The 26471-nt window shown below is 70.7% G+C and carries 19 protein-coding genes and 1 pseudogene; 8 read left to right on the top strand and 12 right to left on the bottom strand.

Annotated features, from left to right (window positions below):
* Positions 1–32: 32 nt before the first annotated feature.
* Together ACFV4F_RS07870 and ACFV4F_RS07875 are read right to left on the bottom strand one after the other, a co-directional pair.
* On the bottom strand, positions 33–908 hold the full coding sequence (locus ACFV4F_RS07870; protein ID WP_380500861.1) for an SDR family NAD(P)-dependent oxidoreductase: 876 nt from the start codon (positions 906–908) through the stop codon (positions 33–35).
* Complete coding sequence (locus ACFV4F_RS07875; protein ID WP_380500863.1) at positions 905–2152, bottom strand: sedoheptulose 7-phosphate cyclase; 1248 nt, start codon at positions 2150–2152, stop codon at positions 905–907. Before ACFV4F_RS07875 ends, ACFV4F_RS07870 begins: the two co-directional genes overlap by 4 nt.
* Before the next feature lie 330 nt (positions 2153–2482).
* On the opposite strand from ACFV4F_RS07875, the gene ACFV4F_RS07880 reads away from it, so the two are divergent.
* Together ACFV4F_RS07880 and ACFV4F_RS07885 are read left to right on the top strand one after the other, a co-directional pair.
* Positions 2483–2944, top strand: coding sequence for a hypothetical protein (locus ACFV4F_RS07880; RefSeq protein WP_380500865.1), 462 nt, complete (start codon positions 2483–2485; stop codon positions 2942–2944).
* Positions 2945–2949: 5 nt separating this feature from the next.
* Entirely contained in the window at positions 2950–3849 is a 900-nt protein-coding gene (locus ACFV4F_RS07885) for an alcohol dehydrogenase catalytic domain-containing protein (RefSeq protein ID WP_380500867.1), read from the top strand.
* Positions 3850–3900: 51 nt separating this feature from the next.
* Here ACFV4F_RS07885 and ACFV4F_RS07890 read toward each other — a convergent pair whose 3' ends face one another.
* The 3 genes from ACFV4F_RS07890 to ACFV4F_RS07900 form a co-directional block, all read right to left on the bottom strand.
* Positions 3901–5076, bottom strand: a complete 1176-nt coding sequence (locus tag ACFV4F_RS07890) for an MAB_1171c family putative transporter (protein WP_380500869.1) — start codon at positions 5074–5076, stop codon at positions 3901–3903.
* Positions 5073–5603, bottom strand: coding sequence for a hypothetical protein (locus ACFV4F_RS07895; RefSeq protein ID WP_380500871.1), 531 nt, complete (start codon positions 5601–5603; stop codon positions 5073–5075). Before ACFV4F_RS07895 ends, ACFV4F_RS07890 begins: the two co-directional genes overlap by 4 nt.
* Positions 5604–5923: 320 nt before the next feature.
* Complete coding sequence (locus tag ACFV4F_RS07900) at positions 5924–7378, bottom strand: DHA2 family efflux MFS transporter permease subunit (protein WP_380500873.1); 1455 nt, start codon at positions 7376–7378, stop codon at positions 5924–5926.
* Positions 7379–7505: 127 nt separating this feature from the next.
* Between ACFV4F_RS07900 and ACFV4F_RS07905 the strand changes: the two genes are divergently transcribed.
* Positions 7506–8090 carry a TetR/AcrR family transcriptional regulator gene (locus ACFV4F_RS07905; protein ID WP_380500875.1) on the top strand — a complete coding sequence of 195 codons (585 nt, stop codon included), beginning with the start codon at positions 7506–7508 and terminating at the stop codon, positions 8088–8090.
* A 104-nt stretch (positions 8091–8194) separates the two neighbouring features.
* Entirely contained in the window at positions 8195–8353 is a 159-nt protein-coding gene (locus tag ACFV4F_RS07910) for a DUF6059 family protein (RefSeq protein ID WP_380442279.1), read from the top strand.
* 157 nt (positions 8354–8510) lie between these two features.
* Here ACFV4F_RS07910 and ACFV4F_RS07915 read toward each other — a convergent pair whose 3' ends face one another.
* The 4 genes and pseudogenes from ACFV4F_RS07915 to ACFV4F_RS07930 form a co-directional block, all read right to left on the bottom strand.
* Complete coding sequence (locus tag ACFV4F_RS07915; protein ID WP_380500877.1) at positions 8511–9650, bottom strand: nucleotide disphospho-sugar-binding domain-containing protein; 1140 nt, start codon at positions 9648–9650, stop codon at positions 8511–8513.
* 32 nt (positions 9651–9682) lie between these two features.
* Positions 9683–11038: an acetyl-CoA carboxylase biotin carboxylase subunit family protein gene (locus tag ACFV4F_RS07920; protein WP_380500879.1), complete on the bottom strand. Its 1356-nt coding sequence runs from the start codon at positions 11036–11038 to the stop codon at positions 9683–9685.
* 98 nt (positions 11039–11136) lie between these two features.
* On the bottom strand, positions 11137–13194 hold the full coding sequence (locus tag ACFV4F_RS07925; protein WP_380500881.1) for a PEP/pyruvate-binding domain-containing protein: 2058 nt from the start codon (positions 13192–13194) through the stop codon (positions 11137–11139).
* Positions 13195–13477: 283 nt separating this feature from the next.
* Positions 13478–13615, bottom strand: a pseudogene (locus ACFV4F_RS07930) (exodeoxyribonuclease III); the annotation flags it as partial.
* 142 nt (positions 13616–13757) lie between these two features.
* Here ACFV4F_RS07930 and ACFV4F_RS07935 point away from each other — a divergent pair.
* Positions 13758–15281 (top strand): recombinase family protein, encoded by a 1524-nt coding sequence (locus tag ACFV4F_RS07935; protein ID WP_380500883.1) that lies wholly within the window; start codon positions 13758–13760, stop codon positions 15279–15281.
* Between the two features lie 16 nt (positions 15282–15297).
* Positions 15298–15771, top strand: coding sequence for a hypothetical protein (locus ACFV4F_RS07940; protein ID WP_380500885.1), 474 nt, complete (start codon positions 15298–15300; stop codon positions 15769–15771).
* 21 nt (positions 15772–15792) lie between these two features.
* Here ACFV4F_RS07940 and ACFV4F_RS07945 read toward each other — a convergent pair whose 3' ends face one another.
* Complete coding sequence (locus tag ACFV4F_RS07945) at positions 15793–16581, bottom strand: hypothetical protein (RefSeq protein ID WP_380500887.1); 789 nt, start codon at positions 16579–16581, stop codon at positions 15793–15795.
* Positions 16582–16593: 12 nt separating this feature from the next.
* The gene (locus ACFV4F_RS07950; RefSeq protein WP_380500888.1) at positions 16594–19728 is read right to left on the bottom strand and encodes an NB-ARC domain-containing protein; all 3135 of its coding nucleotides are present in this window, start codon (positions 19726–19728) and stop codon (positions 16594–16596) included.
* Between the two features lie 490 nt (positions 19729–20218).
* On the opposite strand from ACFV4F_RS07950, the gene ACFV4F_RS07955 reads away from it, so the two are divergent.
* Both ACFV4F_RS07955 and ACFV4F_RS07960 read left to right on the top strand, forming a co-directional pair.
* Positions 20219–20629: a hypothetical protein gene (locus ACFV4F_RS07955; protein ID WP_380500891.1), complete on the top strand. Its 411-nt coding sequence runs from the start codon at positions 20219–20221 to the stop codon at positions 20627–20629.
* 294 nt (positions 20630–20923) lie between these two features.
* Complete coding sequence (locus tag ACFV4F_RS07960; RefSeq protein WP_380500893.1) at positions 20924–25738, top strand: hypothetical protein; 4815 nt, start codon at positions 20924–20926, stop codon at positions 25736–25738.
* Between the two features lie 249 nt (positions 25739–25987).
* Here the strand turns inward: ACFV4F_RS07960 and ACFV4F_RS07965 are convergent, their stop codons facing one another.
* Positions 25988–26401 carry an AAA family ATPase gene (locus ACFV4F_RS07965; RefSeq protein WP_380500895.1) on the bottom strand — a complete coding sequence of 138 codons (414 nt, stop codon included), beginning with the start codon at positions 26399–26401 and terminating at the stop codon, positions 25988–25990.
* Positions 26402–26471 lie beyond the last annotated feature (70 nt).

The following is a 26471-nucleotide window of genomic DNA, read 5'->3' on the forward strand; positions in this document are numbered from 1 at the left end:
CGTCGTGCTCGGGGACAGGGAGTCGGGCGCGCTCAGGCGCCGGACGGGGACGGTGACAGTGCGCCGGACGGGGACGGCGGGCGGGACGGTGACACCGCGTCGGACTGGGCCGGCGGGTGGGACTGGGACTGCGGGCGGGACTGGGACTGCGGGGTCCCTGCGCGGACCGGCGTCCAGCTCCGGTCCTCGTGCACGACCAGCGCCTCGCCCGCGTACGGCACCCCGCGCGTGCGGGCGAGTTCGGCCGCGAGCGGCCCGAAGTGCGCGGGCGTCATGTAGGCCCCGTAGTCGAAGCCCGCCGGCCGGCGGGCGCGGATGCCGGGGGTGTCCACCATCCCGGCGGGCAGCGCCTGGACGAACGTCACCTCGGCGGGGTCGGTCTCCTGGGCGACGGAGCGGACCAGCGAGTCGGCGGCGGCCTTGGTCGCGGCGTAGCCGGACCGGTTCGGGCCCGCGTTGTAGACCACCTCGGAGGAGATGTGCAGGAACAGGCCGGGGCCGGCCGCGCGCAGGGCGGGCAGCGTCTCCTTCAGGGTCCACGCCAGCCCGTGCACGTTGACCGCGAACTGGTCCAACCAGTCGGCCTCGTGGACGTCCGTGAAGGGCTCGCGGCGGTCGGTGAAGTACACGGCCGAGTAGCAGACCAGGTCGACCCGGGGCGGGATGCCGGAGCGCAGGGCGGCCCGCGCCGCGTCGCCGTCGCGCAGGTCCAGCGGGTGCCAGGCGAGCAGGTCGGCGCCGGGGCCGGCGGGCCGGGAGCGGCTGAGGACGTGGGTCTCGACGCCCTCGGCGGCCCACGCGTCGGCGACGCCCCGGCCGATGCCGGTGGATCCGCCGATCACGACGGCGGTGACGGACCGGGCCCCGCCGTGGGGGGCGCTCACGCCCACCTCGCTGCGCTCGCTCACGCGCTCACCCGCGCGTAGCCGGCCGGGATGTGCCCGGTCACCGCGGCCTTGCGCCGCAACAGCTCGGTGGCGGCGCGGAGTTCGGCCGGGGTGACGTCGTTGACGAAGTGGTGCCGGCCGATCCCGACGGGCAGCGGCAGCCGCTGGTGGCCGTCGCGATGGCGGACGGTGTCGAGCAGGGCGGCTTCCAGGAGCGCCGGGTCGGCCAGGACGTCGTTCCACACGGGCAGTCCGAGCGCGGTGGCCACGCGGTAGATCCGGTCGGCCTGCTCCTCGGAGAGGTCGCCGCGCAGGGTGGCCAGCGCGGTGGTGAGGGCCATGTCGATCATGACGGCCTCGCCGTGCAGCAGTTCCGGCAGCGCGTGCATCTCGACGGTCGGGCTGAAGGTGTGCCCGTAGTCCACGCACCGCTCCAGGTGGGACTCCCACAGGTTGGGCTGGAGCTCTTCGAGCATCAGGTGGATGGCCTCGGCGACGATCGCGTCCGACGCGGCGGCCAGCTCCCCGGTGGAGCCCTGGAGCCGGTCCGCGTGGACGGCGGCGCCCCAGGACTCCAGCAGCGCGAACAGTTCCTCGGAGCGGATGAGGGCCATCTTCATGATCTCGGCGAGGCCGTTGCTGATGTGCCGCGGCGCGAGGCTGCGCAGGAAGGTGCGGTCCAGGAAGGTGGCCGTCGCCGGGGCGTAGGTGCCCAGGCGGTTCTTGCCGAGGCCGTAGTTGACGCCGGTCTTGACGCCGACCCCGGCGTCGACCAGGCCGATCAGCGTGGTGGGGATGCGGATGTACGGGGTTCCGCGCCGGTAGAGGCTGGCGGCGAAGCCGACGATGTCGGTGAGCACGCCGCCGCCGATGGCGAGGACCGGCTCGCGGCGGCGGTCGATGCCGAAGTCGTTCATGGCGTCGACCACGCGCAGGACGGACTCCCACTCCTTCACGGGTTCGTCCGCCCGCAGCGGCAGCATCGTGACCGCGACGCGGTGGTAGGTGAAGTAGTCGCGGATCCGGCCGCCGTAGAGCTTGTCGACGTTCTCGTCGATGACGACGAGGCGGCGGTCGCCGGCGCGCATGGGCGCGTCCGGGCAGCCGTCGAGGAGGGCCGTGTTGTCGAGCGCGAACAGGTGGTCGGAGCTGACGACGTGGTAGCGCACCTGGCGGACGGCCTCCACCGTCCACGCCGGGCCGCCGGCCCGGCCGTCGTCGACGCTGTGCCGCAGGCCCTGGGTGAAAGTCGTACCGCTGCGCATGTCTCCTCCGGATTCGGAAGGGTTCGGGCGGTCCTGCGTCCCCGGCCTCCCGGGGCTCCTGCGCCCTGGACTGCCAGGGCTCCCGCACCCCGGGTGGCCGGGGCGACGCAGGACCTTCTCACAGGACGATTGTCTCTGTGGCGATCGCAAACGCCAGTATATTAGCACTTGCTGCCACTATATTGGCAGGTGTGTTGATGAGGTGGCACTGGTGTTAGACTTCGAGAACCTCGGCGACTTCACAGGCGAAGCGCTAGCGTCTACCCTGCCGTCACCGAACGTCGCGCCGAGTCGTCCCGACCCGAGGCGCCGGAGCCCAGGGAGACGGACATGGCCACGTTGGCGGAACGCCTCAACGCGTGGTTCGCGGATGCAGCCACCACGGACGCCGTGGGACGCCGCCGGGAACCCTCCACGTCCGAGGTCGCCCAGGCGATCTCCGAGGACCCGTCCCACGACGTCACCATCTCCAGGAGCTACCTGGCCGCCCTGCGCAACGGCTCGCAGACCAACCCCACGATCAGCGTGCTCGCCGCGATCGTGCAGTACTTCCGCGCCCGCCCGATGACCCTCCCGGTCTCGGTGGGGGCGCTCATCAACGAGGAGGCGGCCGCCGACGCGGCCGACGACCCGGCCTGGGCCTCCGTCCTCGCCGACCGGCAGGTGCGCTCGATCGCGATGCGGGCCGGCGGGATGACCCCGGAGGTCCGCGAGCAACTACTGTCGATCATGGACGCGCTGGACGCCCCGAGGCCTCCGGCGCCGAGTCCCGGGGAGGACACCGCACGATGAAGGCCGTGGGGATCACGCGCACCGGAGGCCCGGAGGTACTCGGCCTCCTCGACCTGCCCGAACCGGACGGGGACGGACTCGTCATCCGGGTGGCGGCCGCCGCCGTCAACCCCGTGGACCTGGCCACCCGTTCGGGCCTGATCCCCACCGCCCTCCCGGCCGTCCTCGGCTGGGACCTCGCCGGCACCGTCGCCCACGCACCCGCCGGCTGCGGCTACACCGCCGGCGACCGCGTCATGGCGATGACCGCCCAACTGGGCACCGGCGTCGGCAGCATGGCGGAGTACGTCCGCTTCGACCCCGAGTACGTCGTCCGCGTCCCCGACGCCCTGGACCTCGTCGACGCGGCCGCCCTGCCGCTGGCCGGCGTCACCGCCGTCCAGGCGCTGCGCCGCACCCCCGTCCGGGCCGGCCGCCGGGTGCTGCTCGTCGGCGCCCAGGGCAGCCTCGGCGGACAGCTCGCCGTCCGGCTGCTCGACGAGCCGGACACCACCACCGACCTCCTCATCCGCCCCGGCGACGCCGAGGCCTGCCGGGCGCTGCGCCTCGGCCGCCCGGGCGGGGGAGCGGTGCTGACCGACCCGGCGCGCGTCGAGGCGAAGGCCTACGACGTCGTCGTGGACGCCGGCGGCGCCCCGGACCTGATCGAGGCGGTGTGCCCGGGCGGCACGTTCCTGACCCTCGTCCCGTTCGCCGCGCCCGACCCGGCCCGCCGCCCGGACGTGGAGTTCGTCCTCCACGGCGTGGAGCTGGACCGCGCGGACCTGGCCGAGGTGGCCGCCCACGCCGCCCGCGACGCCGGTGTGCGGCCGCGGACGACCGTCCTCCCGTTCGCCGACGCGCACGAGGCGCACCGGCGGCTGGAGGCCGGCGGATTCCGGGGCAAGTTCGTCCTGGTGCCGTAGGGTTCCCGCACCCTCGGGCCGGTGCGCCGAGCGGCGCACCGGCCCGGGCGGCTACGCCGCGCCCGTGCGCTGGGCCCGCAGCGGCCGCAGCTCGCGGGAGATCTCGATCAGCCCGACGAGGTCGCTCTCGTAGTCGTCGGAGGCCTCGCGGGGCCCCGGGATGAACAGCGCGTTCGTCTTCGGCGCCGCCTCGCCCAGCGACTGCGCCCCGTACAGGAGCAGCGCGCGGTCGACGATGCGGGCCGCCGCGCGCGGATCCTTCGGCAGACCGTCCCCGCCGGGCGCCAACTCGTCGGCGGCGAGCCGGAGGTAGGGGCCGAGCCGGGTCAGCCCGTCCCGGCACTCGACGTACCGCCGGTACGTCGCCGAGGCGTAGTCCGCGACGGGCCCCAGCTGCCGCCCGACGAAACTCCGCTGGTCGAGGATCAGTTCGGGGTAGAAGACCGCCACCCGCTGCCACAGCGCCTCCAGGCCGTGGTACTGCGCGCGGTGGTCGCGCCGGTCCCGCCGCAGCTGGAACAGGCCCACGAAGAACGGCAGGCTCAGCCCCGCGCACACCACGATCGTGGCGGCGATGCCGAAGCCGAAGTCCTCGTCGTACGTCACCGGCGTCCCGGGCGCGCGCAGCCCCGGCAGGTTGACCCACAGGACGCGGAAGACGCAGCTCAGGTCCAGCCCGATCAGGCCGGCGGCGATGACCGCCAGGGACCATCTGCGCAGCGGGTGCCCGGCGCGCGAGTGCCGCAGGGCGAGCAGGGCGCACGCGGCGTACCCGGAGAACAGGAAGACGTTGCCCAGGTCGTAGAACACCCGCACCCGCCAGTCGACCAGGAAGTGGCTGGTCAGGGTGTGGTTGCGGAGCGGCGGCGGCAGCAGGACGGTCATCGCGACCATGCCCGCCAGGCAGGCCGCGCACAGCAGCACCTCCCACGAGCGCCCGGCCGTACGGCGGTTGATCGGGCGCTCCCGCAGGAACGAGACCATGAGGCAGAGCCCGACCAGGACCAGCGCGTTGTAGCTGCACTTGGCGACCCCAGCGGTGGTGCGCCGGTCGAGGAGGGCGACCAGGCGGGGCTGCGCCAGCAGGTTGCCCAGCCCCATGAACAGCAGGGACAGGCTCAGGTGCAGCCGCATGGGATCGCGGAAGCGGCGGCGGACGAGCGCGGGCAGCGTCCAGGCGGTACCGGCGAGCAGCGTGACGATGGCGACGCAGTCGAACGCCCTCACGTCAGCCCGTCGGTCAGGACCAGGCTGTTGTACACCGAGGGCTGCCAGGGCTCGTCGATGCCGTAGCGCTGCGCCCGCCGCCCGAGCGTGATCGCGTGCCGCATGATCGTGGAGGCGATGACCTCGGCGTCCCGCTCGTCCCGGTCGGAGTAACACCCGTGCGGCCCGGCCTCGGTGGGCCGTCCGCCCGCGAGGTCGTACGCGACGATGTGGCCGACCTCGTGCAGGATGATGTGGGCCTGGTGGGCCTTGGTGGTGTGGGACTGGTAGACGATGGCGTCCTCGTGCGGGCGCGATATCAGCATGCCGAACGGCCCGTCGACCGGCAGCTCCCACGGCATCAGCCGGATCGGCGTGCCGCGGTCCTCGCCGAGCCGCTCGCACAGCTCCGCCGGGTCGAGCGGCACGGGCAGCTCCAGCCGCCGCATCAACCGACGGCTGTGGGTCTGCAAGTGGGCGTCCCGGCTCCGGCCCTGGCGCGAGTCCCTTAACCGCCGGTAGGAGTCCCGTACACGCCTGCTGAGCATTGCTTTCCCCCGCGTTGATCTCTTTAGGCCTTACCCAAACCTACGTCAGCAAGTGGGATCCACCCAGATTTCCCAATCGAACGTAACGAAAACGTAACGCCATGTAATGGACAGGGCAACCGGGTTCGGGGCCGACGCCGGGCGCGCCGGGCCGGGCGCGCTGGGCCGGGTGTGCCGCGCCGGGCATGCCACAGTGCCCCCGGTCCCGCGGGGGCGGCGGGGATCGGGGGCACCGAGGATGCCGTCCGTCGTGGTGTCGGGGTGTCACCGCGACGGACGGCGTCGTGGGGCCGGGCGGTCGCCCGGCGGGTGGGGCGGGGTCAGGCGGGCTGCGGGGCGGCCGCGGCGCGCTTGGCCTTCTTCTCGGCCGCGGTGAGCAGCAGGGTCGGCGTGGTCGCGGCGATCGCGACGCCGAGCACCCACCAGAAGGAGGTGCCGAACGCGGAGGCCTGGTCGGCCTGGTCGGCCGCGCCGGACAGGTGGTTCTGCAGGATCACCGCGAAGATCGCGGTGCCGACCGAACCGCCGACCCGCTGCAGCACGCTGAGCTGGACGGTGGCGTCGCCGATCTTCATCGGCGAGACGGCCCGGTAGGCGGCCGTCATCGCGGGCATCGCGCACAGGCCGATGCCGAATCCGCGCACCACCATCGCGGTGCCGAGGTACCAGTAGTTGGTGTCGGAGCCGATGGCGACGAAGGGGAGGGTGGCGACGATGCTGACCATGCCGCCGATGAAGGAGGTCGGCCCGCTGCCCAGCTTGTCGATCAGCCGCGCGCCGAGCACCATCGCGATGGCGGCGCCGCTGCCCTGCGGGATGAGCAGCAGGCCGGTGTGGACGGCGTCCTCGTGCCGGACGATCTGGAAGTACAGCGGCATCAGGATGATGGCGCCGAACACCGCCGCACCGATGGTGAAGGTGGTGAGCGAGGCGGAGCTGTACGCGGCGTTCTTGTAGAGCCGCAGGTCGACGAGCGGGTTCTCGACGGACAGGGTGCGCAGGACGAAGGCGAGCACCAGGGCCGCGCCGATCACCAGGGAGATCAGCACCTTGGCGGATCCGAGGGACCCGGTGGTGCCGGCCTCGGCGAGGCCGTAGGTGAGGCCGATGCTGCCCAGCACGATCAGGGCCAGGCCGAGGAAGTCGAGCTTGCCGGCCTCGCTCTTGGTGTCGCTGGGCAGGAGGCGGATGGCCAGGTAGGTGGCCAGGATGCCGATCGGCAGGTTGATGAAGAAGATCCACTGCCAGCTGTAGTGCTCCAGGATCAGGCCGCCGACGGTGGGGCCGACCACGGGCATCAGGATGGTGGGGATGCCGATGGTGCTCATCACCTTGGCCATCAGCGCCGGGCCGGACTTGCGCATGAGGATCATCTGGCCGATCGGCATGGTCAGACCGCCTGCCGCGCCCTGGATCGCCCGGAAGGCGATCAGTTGCCCGGTGTTGGAGGCCAGGCCGCAGGCGATCGAGGCCAGGGTGAAGACGACGATCGACGCCGTGTAGAGCCGCTTGGCACCGAACCGGGTGGCCGCCCAGTTGCTGGCCGGGATCACGGCGGCCAGGGCCAGGAGGTAGGCGGTGACGACCCACTGGATGTCGGCCAGCGAGGAGTCCAGTTTGAGCGAGAGCGTGCGCAGGGCGACGTTGACGATGGTCGAGTCAAGGAATGTCATGACCGAGCCGAGGATCACCGCGGTGATCACCTTCTTGAGCTCGGGGGAGAACGTCGTGGCCTGTGGCGGTGCGGGAGGTGCGGTGTTGGCGTCGGTCGCCATGCGGGGTCACTTCCTCGGCGGGGTGCACGGGTAATATGTGGAGCACTGCTCCAGAAGCATATGGAGCAGTGCTCCGATTTTCAAGGCAGAACTGTCACAGCAGAAGTTCCAAGGCAGAAGGAGTGCCATGACCGAGAAGACTCCGGGCGGGGAACTGCGCGCCGACGCCCGGCGCAACCGAGAAGGCCTGCTGGCGGTCGCCCGGGAGGTCTTCTCCGAACAGGGCACGGACGCCTCGCTGCGGGACGTGGCCCGCCGTGCGGGGGTCGGGATCGGCACCCTCTACCGGCACTTCCCCACCCGGGAGGCGCTGCTGGAGGCGATCCTGCACAGCGGGTTCGAAGGGCTGCGCACCTCGGCCGACGAACTCGTCGAGGCCGAGCCGCCGGGCGTGGCGCTGACGCGCTGGCTGGAGGAGTTCGCCCTGCGGTCGGGCGCGTACCGGGGCCTGCCGGCCTCCGTGATGTCCGCGCTGCACGACGAGGGGTCGGAACTGCACGCCTCCTGCAGCGCCATGTACCAGGCCGCCGCCCGGCTGCTCGCCGGCGCCCAGGCGGCCGGAGCGGTCCGCACGGACGTCGAGCCGGAGGACCTGTTCGCGGCGGCCGCCGCCGTCGGCTGGGCCGCCGAGCACACCGACCCCAAGCGCGCCTCCCGCATCCTGGCGCTCCTCAACGCCGGGCTGCTCAGTGACGGGCGTCCCACGCTCTGATCCGCCCGCGCGCGGTTCGGTGCCGAGCAGCGCGGCGCCCGCGCCGTCGCGTGTCCGGGATCCTGCGTTCCTGGGGCCGGCGGTGCGCCCGGGCGTTCTGGTCCATGCTGATCAGCTACGGAAGCTCCTGGGTCCACGTTCCGGTCCTGCCGCCCGAGGAGGAGGGACCGGGCCGGTGGCACCCCGAACGGCTCTGCCCGGAGGTTCCGCTGACGCCCCTCGAACGCTTCCTGGCGGAGCAGTTGGGCACCGGACCGTTCTGACCGCTCCAGTCGGCCGGAGCACGGACGCCTGCGTGAGGTCGCCGTTCCCGGCCGCCCGGGGCCGAGGGCCGGGACCCGGGGCAACCCCGGCGGACCGGGCGGCGGGTACGGGCCGGACCCGACCGCGCGTTCGCGGCCGGGGCACCGGCCGCCCGGCTCAGTGGGTGGCGCCGGCCAGGCCGATGAGCCGCTGCGCCACGTCCGCCGGGCTCGGCATCGCCGCGATCTCGGCGCCGACCTCGCGCGCGGCCCGGCGCAGCCCCTCGTCGGTGAGCAGCCGCTCCAGCAGCGCGGGGCCGATCTCCTCGGCACTCGCCCGGAGCCCCGCGCCGCGGGCGTGCACGGCGTCCGCGGTGATGTAGCGGTCGGAGCCGTCGGGCAGCACGAGTTGCGGGACGCCCGCGTCCAGCGCGCCGAGCGCGCTGGCGCTGCCGCCGTGGTGGATCGCCGCCGCGCAGGTGTCCAGCAGCGCCCGCCACGGCACCCAGCCGTACGCGCGGACGTTGTCCGGCAGCGTGCCGAGCGTGCTCAGGTCGAGTTCGCCGGTGGCCAGCACGAACTCCGCGTCGAGGCCGGCCGCCGCCGCGATCACCCGCTCGACCCTGGTCAGGCCGTCGGTCTTGGGCGGCACGGTGCCGAGCGTCACCGCGACGCGCGGGCGGCCGGCGGGTGCGGCCAGCGGTGCCGGGACGCCGCCCTCGCCGTTGTACGAGACGGGCCGCATCGAGCAGCCGTACAGGTCGCCCCCCGTCGTGCTCGGCGGCGCGAGGTCGATGGTCTCGGCCGGCTCGGGCAGCCGGTCGATCCCGTGCCGCGAGAAGGTGTCCGCCATCTCGGCGAGCATCAGCGCGCGCAGCTTCGGGGTGCGGACGAAGCCCAGGTCGTGCTGGACGGCGGGCACGCCCAGGCGGGCCGCCGCGAGCAGGGCCACCGGGAACTGGTACTCGTACACCACGAGGTCCGGCCGCCACCGTGCGGCGAGCTCGACCACCGCGTCGGCCACCCGGCTGTTGACGTGGGCGGCGAGCGGCACGAACGCCTCGCGGTCGGCCGAGTTGGTCGCGATGACCCGCTCCATCAGGTCGGGCCGCCGGGTGCGGCCGGCCTCCCTGATCTCCTTGCGCCAGTCGACGCCGGGGGCGATGGACAGGTACGGCAGCCCGGACGCGGCGACCGGCTCGCCGCCGTCCATCGAGGCCACCGCGACCTCGTGGCCGAGCCCGCGCATCGCCCTGGCGAGCGGGACCAGCGGGAAGAGGTGGCCGAAGCCGGGGGCGCCGGCGAACAGTACGCGCATGGGAGGAACCTCGGTCGTCGGGACGGGCGGGATCAGGAGGAGGCCCGGTGCAGGGCGGCTTCGAGGCCGTTCAGCACGGCGTTGCAGTCGCGGTGCAGGGTGGCGGCGTCGACGGCGGTCAGCAGGTAGACGCCGAGCCAGTTGCGCGACCCCGCGGACGGGTCGAAGGCCGGGACCGGCTCGCCCTCGGGCAGGGTGAAGGCCGGCACGGCCTCGATGGTGCTGCCCGGCGACAGCAGGCCCTGCCAGTCCACGGCCCGCGGGTTCCAGACCGGGCTGCTCCGCCAGGGCGTCCCGGCCGCGTCGGCCGGGACGACGGCCACCGACGCGGCGGCCCTCACCCCGTCGGTGGGCATGGCCGCGGGGTAGTCGACGCGCTCGCCGAGCAACTGCCGCACCAGCATGCCGATCGGGTCGAGCCCGAAGACCTCGTGGACCTGCCTGGTCGTCAGCAGACCGCCGAACCTGGCGGCGGTCTCGATGACCACCAGCCCGCCGTCCGCCATGAGCTTCAGCTCGGTGTGCGTGCCGCAGTTCTCCAGCCCGAGCGCGTCGACGGCCTGCCGCGAGACCTCCTCGATCCGGCGCTGCACCGGCACCGGGAGGACCGCGGGCGAGGTGCTGGCCACCTCGACGAAGGAGGGCACGGTCGGCAGCTTGGCGGTGATGGCCAGCGGGTGGTAGACGCCGTCCGCGACGATCCCCTCCACGCTCACGTAGTCGCCGTAACCGGGCTCCTCGTACCAGCCCCCGGTGGAGCCCTGGGCGATCTCCTCGACCAGCCGGTCCCGGTCGGTGTCGGCGGCGTAGAGCTCGTTCATGCCGACCCGGCTGCCGGCCCGCAGCCCGCGCTCGATCTCCTCCCACGCCGGGGCGGCGTCCTCGGGCGCGTCCAGCACGATCTGTGCCACCGACCCGGCGCCCCAGGCCGGCTTGAGCAGCAGCGGGGGCGTCAACCCGGCCAGCGCGGCGTCCAGGTCGGCGAGGCTGTCGACCCGGCGGAAGGCGGGTATCGGCACGCCGGCCGCGGCCCACGCCTCCCGCATCAGCCTCTTGTCCCGGGCGCGGAGGATCCCCTCGCCGGCCCCGGCCAGCCCGAGCCGGCTCGCCGCGTGCGCGACGGCCAGCACGGCGAACTCCGAGAGGGTCAGCACCGCGTCGGCCCCGAGGGCCTTCGCATGCTCCACGATCAGCTCGACGAGCTCGTCGCCGCGCGGGGCGTCCGGCACGAGTTCGATGCTCGTACAGCTCGGACGCCAGACCTCCTCCGCGGTCGTGGGCAGCGGTGCCAGCGCGAGGACGTGCAGCTCGCCGCAGGCGGCGATGCGCGGGAAGGCGTATTCGAGCGGGGCTCCGCCCTTGACGTAGACGTACAGGATCTTGTTCAACTTCGGCTCTCCGGAAGGAAGTTCAGTTGGCCCGGCGGCACGTGCGAGCTGCCTCGCGCAGGCCTGCGCAGGGCTGGGGGCTAAAGGTGCGGGACTCGTCAGCCGGCGGTGCGGAAGGGGCGCACCTGCAGCAGGCTGATCCGGTCGCCCTCGACCGCCCACTCGACGTCGACCGGGGCGTCGTAGGCCTCGTCGGGCGAGAAGTGCGACTGCAGCAGCCGGCTGATCAGGGCCAGCCGGCCCAGGACGTCCTTGGTCCCGCCGTCCAGGTCGGCGCCGGCGGTGCCCAGCGAGACCGTGCGGCTGCCGCCCTCCATCGTGTTGCACAGGTACTGGATCGGGGCGCCCCGGCCGGTGACGACGTCGGTCACCGAGCGCGGCGAGATGTTGAGGAGGACGTTGCGGAAGTCCCCCGGGCTCAGCGGGTTGCAGCTCACCAGGACGCCGCCGACGGTGGCACCCACCTGCTCCTGGACGATCACGCCCATGCGGCAGTGCTCCGGCGGGATGCCGGCCTGGCTCCGCAGCAGCACCGCGCGCGGCGACAGCAGCGACGCCCACACTTCCCGGACCGCGTCGAGGAGCGCATCGCCCGGGGTCGTGCCCGGGGCCATGCCGCCCGCACTCCCGACGTTCGCCACCGACTCGTACAGGCCGGCGGCCGAGAAGCCGGGCAGGTCCTCGGCGTTGGAGGAGCTGCGGACGACCAGGACGGGTGCGCCGTACAGGTGCCGGCCGACGGCCCGGTCGATCTCGGTGCGGATCGGTCCGGGTACCGGGACGGCGCGGATCAGCCGCTGCGCTTCGAGGCAGAGCTCCTCGACCCGCTGGGCCGAAGTCCCGTCGGACACAGCCGAATCGATCGCTCCGACGACTCCCCGGAGCTCTGCCGACGAGTCGAGGAAGCACTGCTGGAGGGCGAAGGGCAGAACGATCCCGCGGGGAACCTGGGCGTGCTCCTTCACCAACTGCTGTGCGGCGAAGTCGAGTTCCGCGACGTCCGCGTCCTCCGGGAGGTCGAGCTGCCGGGCCAGGTAGCGCAGCAGGTTGTCCCGGGGCGGCCGGGGTGCGCGGTAGAAGCCGAGCCAGCGCGGCGAGCCGTGCTGCAGCAGGTGGGTGAGCTCGCCGAGGCCCGCCGCCTTGGTGCCGAACCGGACGTGGTCGCCGGCGCGCAGCTCGGACAGCGGGGCGATCGGCGTGGGCGTGAGGTCGGGCACGTCCACGACGACGCGGTCGCCCGGCGCGGCGGGCCGCGTGTCCCCGGGGTTGCCCGGCTGCGCGGCCTCCAGGAGGAAGTCCTCGCCGTCCGCCGCGACCCGGTAGCGCACCCACCGCCCGGCCAGCCCGGCACGCTCGATCCGTTCGACGGCCCCGAGGCCGACGGCGTTGGGGATCCGCCAGCCGGCGGCCATCACGTTGATGTGGGAGAGCGGCGTGGTGTGCTCGGTGTGGATGATCCCGGACACCCGGGGGATGTCCTCGGGCACCCGCGGCATCACCACGATGTCGTGCCACGCCAGCGGCTCGGGATCACCCCGGTACTCCTCCTCCGACCGGAACACCCGCAGCCGCCCGTGGGCCGCCCCGGCCGCGAGCGGCACGAACGCGGCCGTGGAGTAGAGCTGGTGGGACAGTACGCGCGGTATCTCGCTCTCCGGGATGCGGGCGACGTAGCCCTCCTGCCGGTGGTTGGCCGGCTTGAGGACCAGCGGCAGCGCCGGGTCGACGTGCTCGCGCACCCGGTGGAAGAAGTGCCGCAGCATCTCCTGGGACATGGTGTCGACGTCGACCGTTTCCAGGGACAGGAATTCGCCGTGGCGGGTGTGGTGGCTGTGGTGGGTGTGGTGCGCGAGGGTGCCGAGATAGAAGCGGCGATCGGGATTCCGGTAAACCTCGTCGTTGAACGCGTCGAGCCCGCGGGCCAGTTCGTCGATCGACATTCCGAGGATCTCGCTCGCGATGTACCGGACGTGGAGGGTGCCGTCGGCACTGTCGATGAAGTGGAGTACCGACTCCTGACGGTCGAGCACGATCTTCACATAGGGGTAGCCCCCGACCTGCCCGGCGAGCCGGGAGAACTCCTGGAGCGTGAGCTGTTCATCTGGAAGGCGGGGCCGCGTGGTCGCGTCGTTGCGATCCGACCGGGTAGTGCGCACAGTTCAGCCATTCGTCATCGTGTACACGATCATGTGTACTTGGTGCAGAAGGGTGGTACGGCTACGCACACACTGCCATCGAATATGAAGGTTTGACGAATGATCACATGGCATCAGGCCATCGTGAGTCGTTTCGGCCAGGTAAACGGCCGCCAATGAATGATGTGACCCTCGCGGCTGTGGCAAGGGTCACATCGGGGATGTGCGTCCAGATGCTTGATGTGCGATCAAGCGCATCCGGAATTATTGATTTCCATACGATTCTCCGGCGACCGCCGGCCGTTCAGTCCGCCACGGCGTACGCCACCGTCACCGGCGCGTGGTCCGACCACCGCTCGGCGTGGGTGTCGGCACGCTCCACGCGGGCGTCGGTGGCGCGGGCGGCGAGGCCGGGGGTGGCGACCTGGAGGTCGATCCTCCAGCGGAACGACGCCTTTTGTAAAAGGTCCACCCGTTCGAGTGCAGGTTGTTCGAGGGTTCCCGCTGGCCTGGGCGGTAGGGGACCTCCTATGGGCAGCAGCATGACAGCTTTGGCGCGGGTTCGGGCGGTGGTGGGTTCACGTGTGTCGGACACGCACGGGGATGAGGGCAAGGTCTCGCACCTGGTACAGGCGGAGTCCGCGTCTCGGCACGCGCTGTCGAAGGAGTGGGAGATCGTCGGGTCCTTCGAGGACCTGGACGTCTCGGCCCAGATCACGCCGTGGGAGCGTCCCGACCTGGGGCCGTGGCTGACCGAGCGGCAGGGCGACTGGGACGCGATGGTGTGGGCGAAGGTCGACCGGGCGTTCCGCTCGGCCAAGGACTGCGCGGACGTGGCCCACTGGGCGGAGGAGAACCGCAAGGTCCTGGTGTTCACCGACGACGGCATCACCCTCGACTACCGGGAGGGCCGCGAGTCGTCGTTCGGGAACGAGCTGGCCAAGACCTTCCTGATGCTGGCATCGATCTTCGCCGAGATGGAGCTCAAGCGGATCAAGGCTCGCGTCACGGCGGCGCACAAGCACCTGCGCAAGACGGACCGGTGGGCCGGCGGGCAGCCGCCGTACGGGTACCGGATCGTCGACAGGCCCGGCGGCGGCCGTACTCTCGAGCCGGACGCGGTCACCTCGGAGGCCGTCCGCTACATGGGCAAGCTGCTCCTGGAAGGGCAGAGCCAGTGGATGATCGCTACGGCTCTGGAGGCTGCCGGCTTCGACACGCCGTCGATGCACGCGTTCAAGAATCAGGGTGAGTCGTACTCGAGCAAGCGCAAGACCGCGCCGTCGAACCACTGGAACCCGACCAGTGTGGGGAAGATCCTGCGGTCGCCGGCGACGATGGGCCTGAAGCTGACCGGCCGCTCCGTGAAGGCGCGCAAGATCGCCCGCGACGCCAAGGGCCTGCCGATCAGGATGGCCAAGCCGCTGTTCACGGAGGAGGAGTGGGCGGCGATCCAGGCCGTGATGGACGAGCGGTCCATCACCAAGGAACGATCGAACGGCGCCTCGCCCTGGCTCGGCGTGCCGCACTGCGACCGCTGCGGCGACCGGTTCTACCGGCAGGTGAACCTCGCCAAGAACGGAAAGATCTACGAGTACTACCGTTGCGCGAAGACGGCCGGCAAGCCCGCCTGCAAGGGCCAGTCCATCAAGGGCGAGCGTGTCACCGCCGCGATCACCGCCCTGGTGGAACGCCTGGCAGGGCTGGCGATGACGGTACGCAGGTTCATCCCCGGCGAGGACCACACCGAGCAGCTCAACCACGTCACCCAGGCCATGAAGGACTTGCGCGAGGAGAAACGCCGCAACCTGTTCGACTACCCGGGCGGCGACGACGAGTACTCCGAAGCCCTCGAGACCTTGGTCGACGAACGCCGCCGCCTCGCCGCCCTCCCGCAACGCCCCTCCGCGTGGGTCGAGGTCGAGACCGGCCAGACCTTCGCCGACGCGTGGGCCGAAGCCGACCAGGAACACCGCCGCCAGCTCCTCCTCGGCCTCAAGACCCGCCTCTACATGACCCCCAATACCGAAGGCTGGCACCTACCCGCCGAACTCGAAGCACGCGTAGGACAACTGGCGTGCGCTGGAAGCTCGGCGTGGGCCAGGTAGTTCAGGGCACTTGTTGATGCCCGGCTCGTCGACCAGCCGCGAGGCGCAGGCGCCCTTGCCGGCGGCGGTGGTCGGCTGCGACGCTGGAACCGTGGATCCTGAAGCGCTGATTGCGACTGCTCTTGCGGCGGGCTCGGTGGCCAGTTCCAAGGGCGTGATGACGAGCGTGGCGACCGACGTCTACGCAGGTCTCAAGAACCTGGTCTTGAGGCGGTTCCGTGGCCAACCAGCTGCCGAGGCTGCCCTTGAACGACTGGACGACGACCCGGAGGCCTGGCGGACGGCGGTCCGGGCGGAGCTGGAGCGGATCAGGGCCGGCGACGACGACCAGTTGGTGGCCTCGGCTCAGGAGCTGTTGGCCCTGCTTGACGCGGCCGGGACCGAGGCCGGGCGTTATCAGGTCGATGCCCGGGGTGCCCAAGGTGTTCAGATCGGCGATCACGGCAATCAGAGCAATGTGTTCAACGGTCCCCCGCCAACGGTGGGTTGAGCCGTATGGGCCCGGCGCTGGTCAGCTGAACGCGCGGAGGTGGGACACCTCGGGGTCCGGGTCCCAGCCCTGACCCGAGTGGCGCAGTTGCCAGCTCTCGGACCAGGCTCCCGAGGCCTTGAGCGCGGATGGGCCGCTCGCCGCGTCCGCGCGAACCGTTAGTTCGCCCCACGGGACGTAGAGGCAGAATCCGTTCCCGGCAGCGATGTCGGCAGCGCTGAACTGCACCCGGCCGCGGGGGTCACCGATGTACGTGCCGAGGTGCAAGTAGGTGAGTTCGAGCCAGCGTCCTGCGCCCAGCCAGCTGCCGCTGCTCAGCATGCAGCGCACTCCGACGCCGGGAGTGCCGTCGTCCTTGCGCACGCTGTACTCGTTCAGCCAGGGGCCGCCGCGCTCGATGTGGCGGGGCAGCGGCTGGTAGTCGGGCAGAACGCCGTCCGGGACCAGCGTCCATCGTTCGTGACGGTCCCCGGTCACCGTGAGCTGGGTCGGTACCTGCGGTGGGGGTGAGGACAGCTGGAACCGCAAGCGGACGAACGGCTCGGCGCGTTCGCCGTTGCCGACCAGGCCGGCGGCGTGCGCGGTCAGGATGGTCGGAGCGGATCGATTCGCGCTGGTGACGAAAGCCTCACCGAATTGCCGGAAGGGGCCCGCGGGTTCCGTACCTTCCGCGTACCAGACGAAGGCCACGCCCTCCTGGCCCGGGCGGTGGACGAGGTTGGCGAACTTGACGCAGCGGACGCCAGCAAACGCGCCGTCGGGGAGGGAGACGGCTCGGTAGCAGCTCACGTGGGGGCCAGCTTCGTACATAGTTCCGGTTCCTCACTTCGTGATGTCACGGACGCCGTGGGGCAGGTAGCGGAACAGGTAGACGCCAGACTCTCCCACGGCACACAACAGGGGTCGGTTCGGATGCCAGGCGAGGCCGAGCAGTGGGGTGACCACTCGGATCCCGCACCAAGGTTCTTCGGTACCCGGCCGCCACATCCGCAGCCGTCGTTCGACGATGTCCGTCGTTATCAGGAATCCGTCGGAGGTGAAGGTGCAGGCGGCCACGCCGCTGCTGTGGCGTTTCAGGGTGTGGTGCGGCGTGCCGGATTCGGCACCCCAGAGGATGGCGGTCCGGTCGTGACTGGCAGAGGCGATGAAGCGCCCGTCGGGGGAGAAGGCACAGTCGCTGACCAGGTCGGTGTGCCCGGTAAGCACGGTCCGCAGCCGACCGGTGGCACTCTCCCAGATCCGAACAGCGTGGTCGTGGCCGGCCGAGGCAACAGTGCTGCCGTCCGGAGAGAAGGCGCAGGCCGAGACTGCTCCGGTGTGGCCGGACAGGGTGTGCCGGAGCCGCCAGGAGGTCGTGTCCCAGATCCGCACAAGGTCGTCGCGGCCCCCGGTGGCCAGGAGTCTGCCGTCCGGGGAGAACCGGCAGGCGGTAACCGCGTCCTCGTGCGCGGTGAGGACGGTTCGGATGGTGCCCGTGCGAGCATCCCACAGACGGATCGTCCGGTCGTGGCTCGCTGAGGCCAGTAACGTGCCGTCCGGGGAGAACGCACAGCTGGTGACGGTGTCGGTGTGACCTTCCAACCGCCGTTCCAGGTGGCCGCTCGCCACATCCCAGAAGCGCACCGTCCGGTCGTGGCCCCCGGTCGCAACGGTCGCGCCGTCCGGGGAGAACGCGGCGGTGTACTCCCACCTCGGTGAGGGCTGGGGGCGGGACATGTCGGTGGAGGTCTCCCACAGGCGGATCCGGTGGTCGTGGGCGGACGTGGCGAGCAGGGCTCCGTCGGGGCTGAACGAGCAGGAGGTGACGGTCTCGCAGTGGTCGTCGAACAGGATGCGCCGGGTGCCGGTGTGGACGTGCCAGAGGCGGGCGGTGCGGTCGTGGCCGGTGGTGGCGAGGAGGGTGCCGTCGGGGGAGAACGCGCAGGCGACGGTTTCGGCGTCGTGGCCGGTGAGGGTGCGGACGGGAGTGCCGGTGCGGGTGTCCCAGAGGCGGGCGGTGCGGTCGTGGCTGGCGGTGGCGAGGAGGGTGCCGTCGGGGGAGAACGCGCAGTCGACGACGGGGCCCGAATGGCCGGTGAGGGTGCGGACGGGGGTGCCGGTGTGGGTGTCCCAGAGGCGGGCGGTGCGGTCGTGGCCGGTGGTGGCGAGGAGCGTGCCGTCGGGGGAGAACGCGCAGGCCGCGACCGCACCGACATGGCCGGTGAGGATCCTGACAGGTCCGCCCGTTGCGGAGTCCCAGAGCCTGACCGTCCCGTCGTGGCTCGACGTCGCGAGCAGTGTCCCCTCGGGGGAGAAGGCGCAGTCGCTCACCCCGTTCACATGGCCGGTCAGGACCCTGACGACGCCGGTCCTAGGCTGGTCCGGGAGCGGCCAGGCGGGCGTGAGTTGGGGCGAGGACAGTCGGCTGCGGTACGAGGTCACCAGCGGCTCCAGCGCGGGAACACCGGAGAGGTACCCGTAGAGCGTGGCCTGCAGTATCGACGGCGGATCACCGGGCGTCAGCAGGTGGGTGATGGTTCCGAGGGACTGCCGCAACGCGCGAGCGCTGTCGGTGGGCACGTCCAGGAGATCGGTCTCGGCCGGTACCGACGACCCCAGCCGGGTGGACTTCGCCGCCACCCAGCTCAGGTCGCACACCAGCGCCTCCCGTTCGGCGAACCGGCCGGCCGCCGCCAGGTGGTGCGGCAGCCGCTGCCAGATATACCGGGGTTCTGCTGGCAGGTCCCACCACGGCATGTCCGGCCCCGCTGGGTCCGGCAGCAGCTCTGCCGCGGTACGGACTAGCAGACCGTGGCGCAAGGCCAGTTCCTGGGAGGTGAGCCGGTGCCGTAGCCAGGAGCCCAGAACGTCGTGGAGGCCGACGGCCGGTGAACCGTCCTGCCAGCGTGGCAGGACGAGTCGAAGCCGGATGAACCGCGCCCGGAGCCGTTCGGCACGGTCCGGGGGCAAGCTCGCGGCGGTGCCCCACAACCGGGAAAGCAAGTCCGCAGGCAGCAGGACGTCCTCGGGGAGGATCGCCAGGTCGAAGTAGCGCTCGCGTTCGTCCGGGCCGAGCAGGTCCAGACTCGCTTCGACGGTGGCGGTGACCGCCTGGCCACGGTCTCCGGAGTCCTCCGGATCGACGTCGAACGCGGCTGGGCCCGAGGCCTCCAGACGGCCGAGCACCCACCGGGCCGCCTCCGTCGGATCCGCGCCGTCCGACAGCCGGTCGAGGAGCACTCCGTTCACCAGGCTGAGCAGGAGCGGCCAACGCCCGGTACCGGCCACCAGGCGCGTGAGTAGACCGGTGGGCAGCGGGCCGGTGCCGTCGGTGAGCGTGGCAACGGCCTGCTCCGTCGTCATCGAGTCGACGAGGATTGAGACCCCTCGCCGGGGAGCGACACCCGTGTTCCTGGTGGTGACGAGGCGCCGGCACGTCCGCCCGCCTATCACGAACGGCAGGAGCTGGTCGGAGCGCCACACGTCGTCGACCACGAGGAGTACCGGACCCTGGGCATCGAGGAGTTCACCCAGCCGACCGCCCGCAGTCGCAGGGTCGGTCGTCGTCACTCCCTCCCCGGACAGCACCTCGCACAGGCCGCTGATCAGTTCGGCCAGTCGGGCGCCGCGGGTGTGTTCGCCGATCGTGATCCACAGCAGGCCGCCGCTGAAATACCGCGCTGCCCTTAGGTCCTGGCAGAGCATGGCGGCCAGTGTGGTCTTCCCGAAACCGCCTGCGCCCTCGACCGCAGTGATCAAGGTCGTGGGCCCGGCGTCGTCCCGGGTGACGGCTTGCCACAACGCTGCATAGAGGTTCGGCCGCGGGATGATCGACCCGGACAGGGGCGGTGACATCCACGGCCTGCGAGGCCGGGGTGCAGGGGCGAAGTAGTTGACCTGATGGCCGCGGTCGCCGATCAGGACGCCCTGCGCCCCGTGCAGGTCGATCGACGGCGTGCTCGGATCGTCCGTAGCCATGGACCACCTGGCTCCATGTCGTGTTCCCCGTTGGTCCGGCGTCGGCCCGACGCAGGCATCTCGGATGGTAGTACCCAGAGTTGGGCTGCCGCACTGATGGGGCCGGGATCGAATCGCTTAACTCGGGCACGAGCCCGATAACCGGACGGGCTGCGTCGACGAGCGAGCGGGTCTCGCTCTCGCTCGCCCAGTGGGCGGTCACCAACAACCGGTGGATCAGGCCAGGATGTTGCCTGCCTTGTGCAGGCTGGTCTACTTGCGCAGGTTTCAAGATCGCCCGGGATGTGAAGGGCCTACCGATCTGGATGGCCGTACTGCTGGTCACGGAGGAGACATGGGCTGCGATTCAGGCCGCGGTGGACGAGCACTCGGTGACGAAGGAGCGTTTCAACAGCGCCTCGCTGTGGCTGGGCGTGTGGCTTTGTGGTGGTCACCGGTTGTACCGGCAGGTGAACCTCACGAAGAACGGCAAGATGTACGAGTACTACCGGTGTGCGAAGACGGCCGGCAACCGGTCTGCAAGGGCCAGTCCGTCAAGGGCGAGCGCGTTACCGCCGCGATCAGCGCGCTGGTGGAGCGCCTGGCCGGGCTGGCGATGACGGTGCGCAGGTTCATCCCCGGCGAGGACCACACCGAACAGCTCAACCACGTCACCCAGGCCATGTGCGACCTGCGCGAGGAGAAGCGCCGCAACCTGTTCGACTACCCCGGCGGCGACGAGTACTCCGAAGGCCTCGAAGTGCTGGTCGATGAACGCCGTCGACTCGCCGCCCCCGCCCCTCCGCGTGGGTCGAGGTCGAGACAGGACAGACCGTCGCCGACGCCTGGACCCAAGCCGACTAGGAAAGGCGCCGCTCCTCCTCAGCCTCAAGGCCCGCCTCTACGTGACACCCACCATTGAAGGCTGGTACCTGCCTGCCGAACTCGAAGCACGTGTCAAGCAGTCGGTACACGCTGGAAGCACGGCGCAGGGCGGCTGACGATCGGGATGCATCAGCGGGAGCACCCCGGTCTGCACCACCGGCAGTGAGTTCTTCGGCGCCTCTCCCGCATCACCCTGGTGTGGAAGGAGCGTCGCACGGCTCTCCTTCCGTGTTCTCGAACCCAAAATCGTCACCGCCAGGATCCAGGCTGCGGAAGGATGGCCGAGTAGAACGACCGAAGACTTGCTTGCTGAGAGGAGCACGGCCCGCCCATGCCGCCAAAGGGAGGCCTCGCCGACAAGATCGGAAACCGCTACGAGCGCCGGCTCGCACTGTTGCGCCTGCTCGAGCTCTTGGATGAGGCGCATGACTCGGTTCGGTTTCGGCTCGAGCAGCCGGGCGAGGACGACTTCGAGTGGTGGGTTGAGCATGGTGACTGCTCCCGGACCTACGCCCAGGTCAAGCGTCAGCTGGACAGTGATGAGCAGTGGACGCTGGCGAAGCTGGTGGGCAGGGGCATCATCAAGGACTTCGGCACGCAGATGAAGAGCACGTCCACCGCCAAGTGCGAGTTCTACTCGACTCTGTCCGCCTCCCACCTACAGGACCTGACGGAGAGCGCGCGCATGGCCGGAGACCTGCAAGACTTCGAGGGGGTCTTTGCGGCCGCCAAGGAGAAGAAGCAGTCCTGGACCAAGATCTCTGCCGAGTGGGATTGGTGGGGTCCGGAGGAGTGCTGGCAGGCGCTCCGGAAGGTCACCGTTGGGGTGATCAGCGAGCCGATTCTGGAAGCCCTCCTGGAGGCGAAGGCTCGCTGTCTGGTGAGTGGTGACCCGGCGACGGTGGTGAGTCTCCTTGGCACCTACCTGGAGGACCATCTCAGCCAGGAGATCACCGCCCAGGACGTCTGGAACTACCTGGCCGCCAAGCAGCTCACCCCCAACGACTGGGGAAAGGACCCTGGCACGCGCGCCAGGATCAACGCGGTCAACCGGTCCTACGCTCTCGGCGTCGCGACGGACCGCGGCCAGCTCGCCGCCATCCGGCGGACGGAGGCCGACACCATCTACGGGCGGCTCACTGCCACCGACGGTCCACCCGTCGTGACGGTAACCGGTATCGCCGGCATGGGGAAGTCGGAGCTGCTGGGCCAGGTCGTCGAGCAGCTCACCACACCGCCCGTCGATGCGGCCGCATCGCAGCCTCTGGTACTCGCCGCGCGGCTGGACCGCCTTGCCGGGGAGTTCTACGATGCCGCTGGACTGGGTGCGGCACTCGGCCTGCCGGAATCACCCGCTGTCGTCCTGGCACGGCTGGCCGCAGGGGGACCGGCCGTGCTGGTGCTGGACCAGGTCGACGCCTTCAGCAGCGTGTCCGGGCGCCATCCGGAGCGGTTTCATGCCGTCACCGAGACGCTGAGACAGGCCCGCGCCATGGGAGTGCGTGTCCTCCTGGCCTGTCGGACGTTCGACTTCCACGAGGACGACCGCTTGCACGGCCTGACCGTGCCCGCCGCCGAGGGATCCCAGATCGACCTGGGCCCGCTCCCGGTGCAGGACGTGGAGCGGGCACTGACCGCAGTCGGCCTGACGCTCGCCGCGCTGCCGCCCACTTTGCAGGACCTCATACGCACTCCGCTGCACCTGCGCATGCTGGTGATGCTGGGCGATCGAGGCGAGGACACCACCGGAATCACCACGCGCCTCCACCTCTTCGACCGGTTCTTCAAGAGCGTCATCCGCGAGGTCCACCGGATCGAGCCCGGCGCGCCGGCCGAGGAGGTCACCAGCATCCTCGCCGTGCGGCTGAGCACCCACCAAGAGCTGACCGCTCCCGAAGCACGACTGAGTCAGTATCTGGTCACGGTGGACCACCTCATCAGCGCCGGCTGGCTGCGCAAGAGCGACGGGCGCGTCGGCTTTGCCCACGAGGCCTACTTCGACCACGCCTACGCCCGCCACCACGTCCACGGTGAGCTATCCCTGCTGGAGCTCCTGCGCAGCGCGGAGCAGCACCTGTTCCGCCGCTCCCAGGTCCGCCAGATCCTGACACTCGAACGGGAGCAGGACCGAAGCCAGTACTTGAGCGACGTCCGTGACGTAATCGCGGCTGCGGACGTACGTCCGCACATCAAGGAACTGGTCATCGCCTTGGTGACCAGCGCCCCCGACCCGACGCTGCAGGAATGGCAGGCCCTGACCATCCTGGGCGACGGCCGCACCGAGCCTCTGTCGGACCGGGCTCATGCCCTCGCCGCCCGCTCTCCTGCCTTCGGTGAACTGCTGCTGACCCACGGCATCGTCAGGGACTATCTTGCCGACCCGGCCACGGCCGGGTTCGGTGTGTGGCTCTGCAGGATCATGGTCCGCAACCACCCGGACCAAGTCGCCGCACTCATGCGGCCCCATGTCGACGATCCGGCATGGGCTCCGCGCATCATCGACGTGATCAACCTGGCGCCGCTGGAGGGGAGCGACGCGGCCGTCGAGTTGTTCGAGAACTCGATTAAGGCCGGCGCCACTGATGACCCGAGGCACGACGTTTTCACCCTCCTTTACGCCACTACGGACACGGCTGCTGCGGCGGGCGCCAGGATCGTCGGCGCCTACATGAGCCGCCGGCTCGTTCTCCACGTCGCCGCGCTCTCCTCGGCCGATACCGTGGCGGAGCACGAAGCCGGGGAGAAGTCCGTCGTTCAGGAGCCGGAATCCAGCTCGACCCCGGCCAAACCGCAGGGCCTTCGCCCCGTGGAGCTTCTCGGGATCGGCTACCACAGTGCCTTGGACGTCATCGGCAGGCTCGCGGGACAGGACCCGGCCGCGTTCGTGCGCCACGTCCTGCCCGTCGTACGCGCTGCTAGCGCCGCGACCCACACCGGCCATGTCGCGGACCGCGGGGAACTGGACGCCACTTTCCCGCAGCGGCCGTCCCAGCCGCCGATGGTTGGAGGCGACAACAACACCGTCCTCGGCCACCTGGCACGCGCCATCCTGGCTGCGTCGGGCGCCGGCGACAGCGAAGCCCACGCCGCCGTGCGGGACATGGCCAAGTCTGGACTTGCCACTGAACAGGTCCTCGCGGCCGCCGGGTTCGCGGCCGGACACCCCGACCTCATCGACGACGCGCTCGCATGGCTGAGCGGGGACTCCTTCGCTCTCGTCCAAGGCTGGGTCTTTGCCCCGTACGGGTTCTCGGCCGAGGCGCTCACCCAGGTCTGCCAGCATCGTGCTCCCGAGCAGTCCGCCGCCGCTCAGCAACGGGCCGCCTCCGTAACCAGCCCGGCCGAGGAGGACGGCAGACTGCCCAAGGGCAGCATCTCGCGGATCCTCCTGGCGAACATCCCAGCCTCACAGCTCACCAAGGAGACCCTGCAACACCGGAACAGGCTCGACACCGAGCTCGGGCGCGTCGACACTCCCGCGAATACGATCCAGCCACTCGGCGGCTTTGTCCGGTTCGCACCGCTACGGCCGCCGATCAGCCTCGAAGACGTCGAGGCCATGGAGGACGACCAGCTCATCCAGCAGCTGAACGATCACGCTGCCGACGGACAGGCCTGGCAGGAGGACGGCCAGCTCATCGGCGGGGCGATCAGCCTGGCTGAGGTCGTCACCACCGCGACCGACCACAACCCCGAGCGCTTCACCACGCTCCTGGAACGCAGCGGCCTGCTCCCTGAAACCTACGTCGCCGCCATCCTGGTCGGCCTGGACAAGGCCCGCGCCGGAAAGAGCGCAACCAGCGTCCAGCTACTGCGTGCAGTGAAGGCCGCCGTTCCCCGCGTGGAGACGTACGGCCGACAGAGCCTCGCCATCCTCATCGGCAACACCGTCGGGTACATCACCCCCGACGACCTCACCGCCGCGCACTGCACTCCCCAGGACCTCGTCGCCATTCTCCGCAGTATCTGGACAACCACGGGCGCCACCGGAATGCCCGCGAGCGCAGCGTCCGGGCCTACTCCCCAACTCCCGAAGGAGCCGGCACCGAGAGCGGAGGACATCCCCGACCAGGGCCAGCTTCAGCTGATGGAGTACGGCGGTGACATCGCAGGTCAACTTGTCAGCACCGTCTGGCAACACGCCGAAGGGACAGCCCTCGACGCCCTCCGCAGCCTCGCCGAGAGCCACCCGGAGGCTGCCACGGCCCTGCAGGAGGAGCTCCATCGCTTCGCGTCGAGCCCCGACCTTGTGGCGCGCGTAACCGCCCTTCAAATCGCCGGCCGGACCCAGAACACCGACAAGGCCACGCTTGCAGAGCTCCTCACCACCGCGCTCGACGCCCCAGGCCTCACGGCGCCCCCCGGTTCGGACTACCCGGCTGACTCCCGGATCCTGCTCGCCACCCTTCCCCTCCACGCACTCCTGAACACGATCGGCTGGGGAGACTACGCCGCCATCGAGACCTTCGCCGCGCGCATGCTTGACCTGCGCACCGCCGCCAGCACCGAAGACTCCACGAACCGGATCCTGGCATCTGTCGCCGAGCGAGCCGCCCACAACGCCGCCGCCCTGACCACCTACGCCTACGCGACCGACCTGGCCCCGGCCGCGGAAGGTGCCTTCGACGCCGTGGCCGAGGGGCAGGTGCCAGAGCGCCTTGGGGTGGCGACCGCCCTGGCCGATCTGCAGCCGGTCATCGCCTTCCCCCGCCGACTGGTTGACGCGCTGCTGAAGCTGTGCGACGACCCCAACGATGCGGTCGCCCGAGCAGCTCTGACAACCGTCCGTGAACTCCCAGCAACCGATCACCCGCACGTCCAGGCTCTGCTCGCCGACGTCGCCTACACCCGCGCTTTCGAGCTGGATCCCGGACCCGCTGTCAAGGCAGCCGTGCGCTGTCAGGAGGCGTACCCCGGCCTCGTCCTCGACCTGTCCGAGTGCTTCTACGAACTTCACGGCAAGAAGACATCAGACCTAAGTTCGGCTGCAGCTGCGCACGCGCACGTGCTGACGGAGGTTGTCACCAGCATCTACGCCCGACACCCGGAGGGCGACCTCGGGCGCCGAGCACTCGATCTGATCGACACCATGGTCCTCGAGCGAAGCCTCGGCCTCGAGGACCGGCTCGGCAGCCATGACCGCTGACGATCACCGCTGATGTGTGAAGGCTCAAGACATGTTTGACGTTCTGTTCTCAGGAGTTACTTGACGGCTTCTGGCGGGACTGGCGGTCTGGCCACGCCTTGACTCGGGCGACGGGATTGTTGGTGGTGCGGGGTGGACGGCCAGTTCCTCCCGTCGTGGACGACCCGCAGGTGTTGGCGGTGGCGATCACATTGAAGTCCTGCTTGGCGAAGACCATGTCCTCCGGCCCGTCTGGCTCGGGGATCGCGACTATCCGTTCGGAGAGCAGGGACAGAAGCGAGTCCGGGGCCTCCAGCGGGCAATGGGTGATCTACTCGAACCCGACCAGTCGGCCCCCGGCCATGCCGCGCAGCATCGGCACGGGCAGCTGCAAGTGGGTGAGAGGCCCTCCGGCACCAGTAGGGCGCAGTTCCACGAGTACTCGATCTGATCCTCGGTGGTTGCTGCGCTACCCTGCACAGTCAGCCGAGAGGTACTGCTGACCGCCGCCGCGATTAGCTCCGAGAGCAGCGACTTGGCAGTGTCCGGCTCACCGACCAGCAACAAGCCGCGGTTGGTGGCCAGGGTGACAAGGGCACGCTCGACCAGCGCCGGATCACCGACGAACTTGCGGGCGATGCTGGCCGCCTCGTCGCCGACGATGAACCGGCGGGCAGCGCGCAAGCTCAGCTCTCAGCCCGGCGGGTGCGGGTCACGGTCCTCGGCACGTAGCGCCGCCAGCTCCTCCGCGTAC

Origin of the sequence: Kitasatospora sp. NPDC059722, assembly GCF_042733235.1 — a bacterium.
GTDB lineage: Bacteria > Actinomycetota > Actinomycetes > Streptomycetales > Streptomycetaceae > Kitasatospora.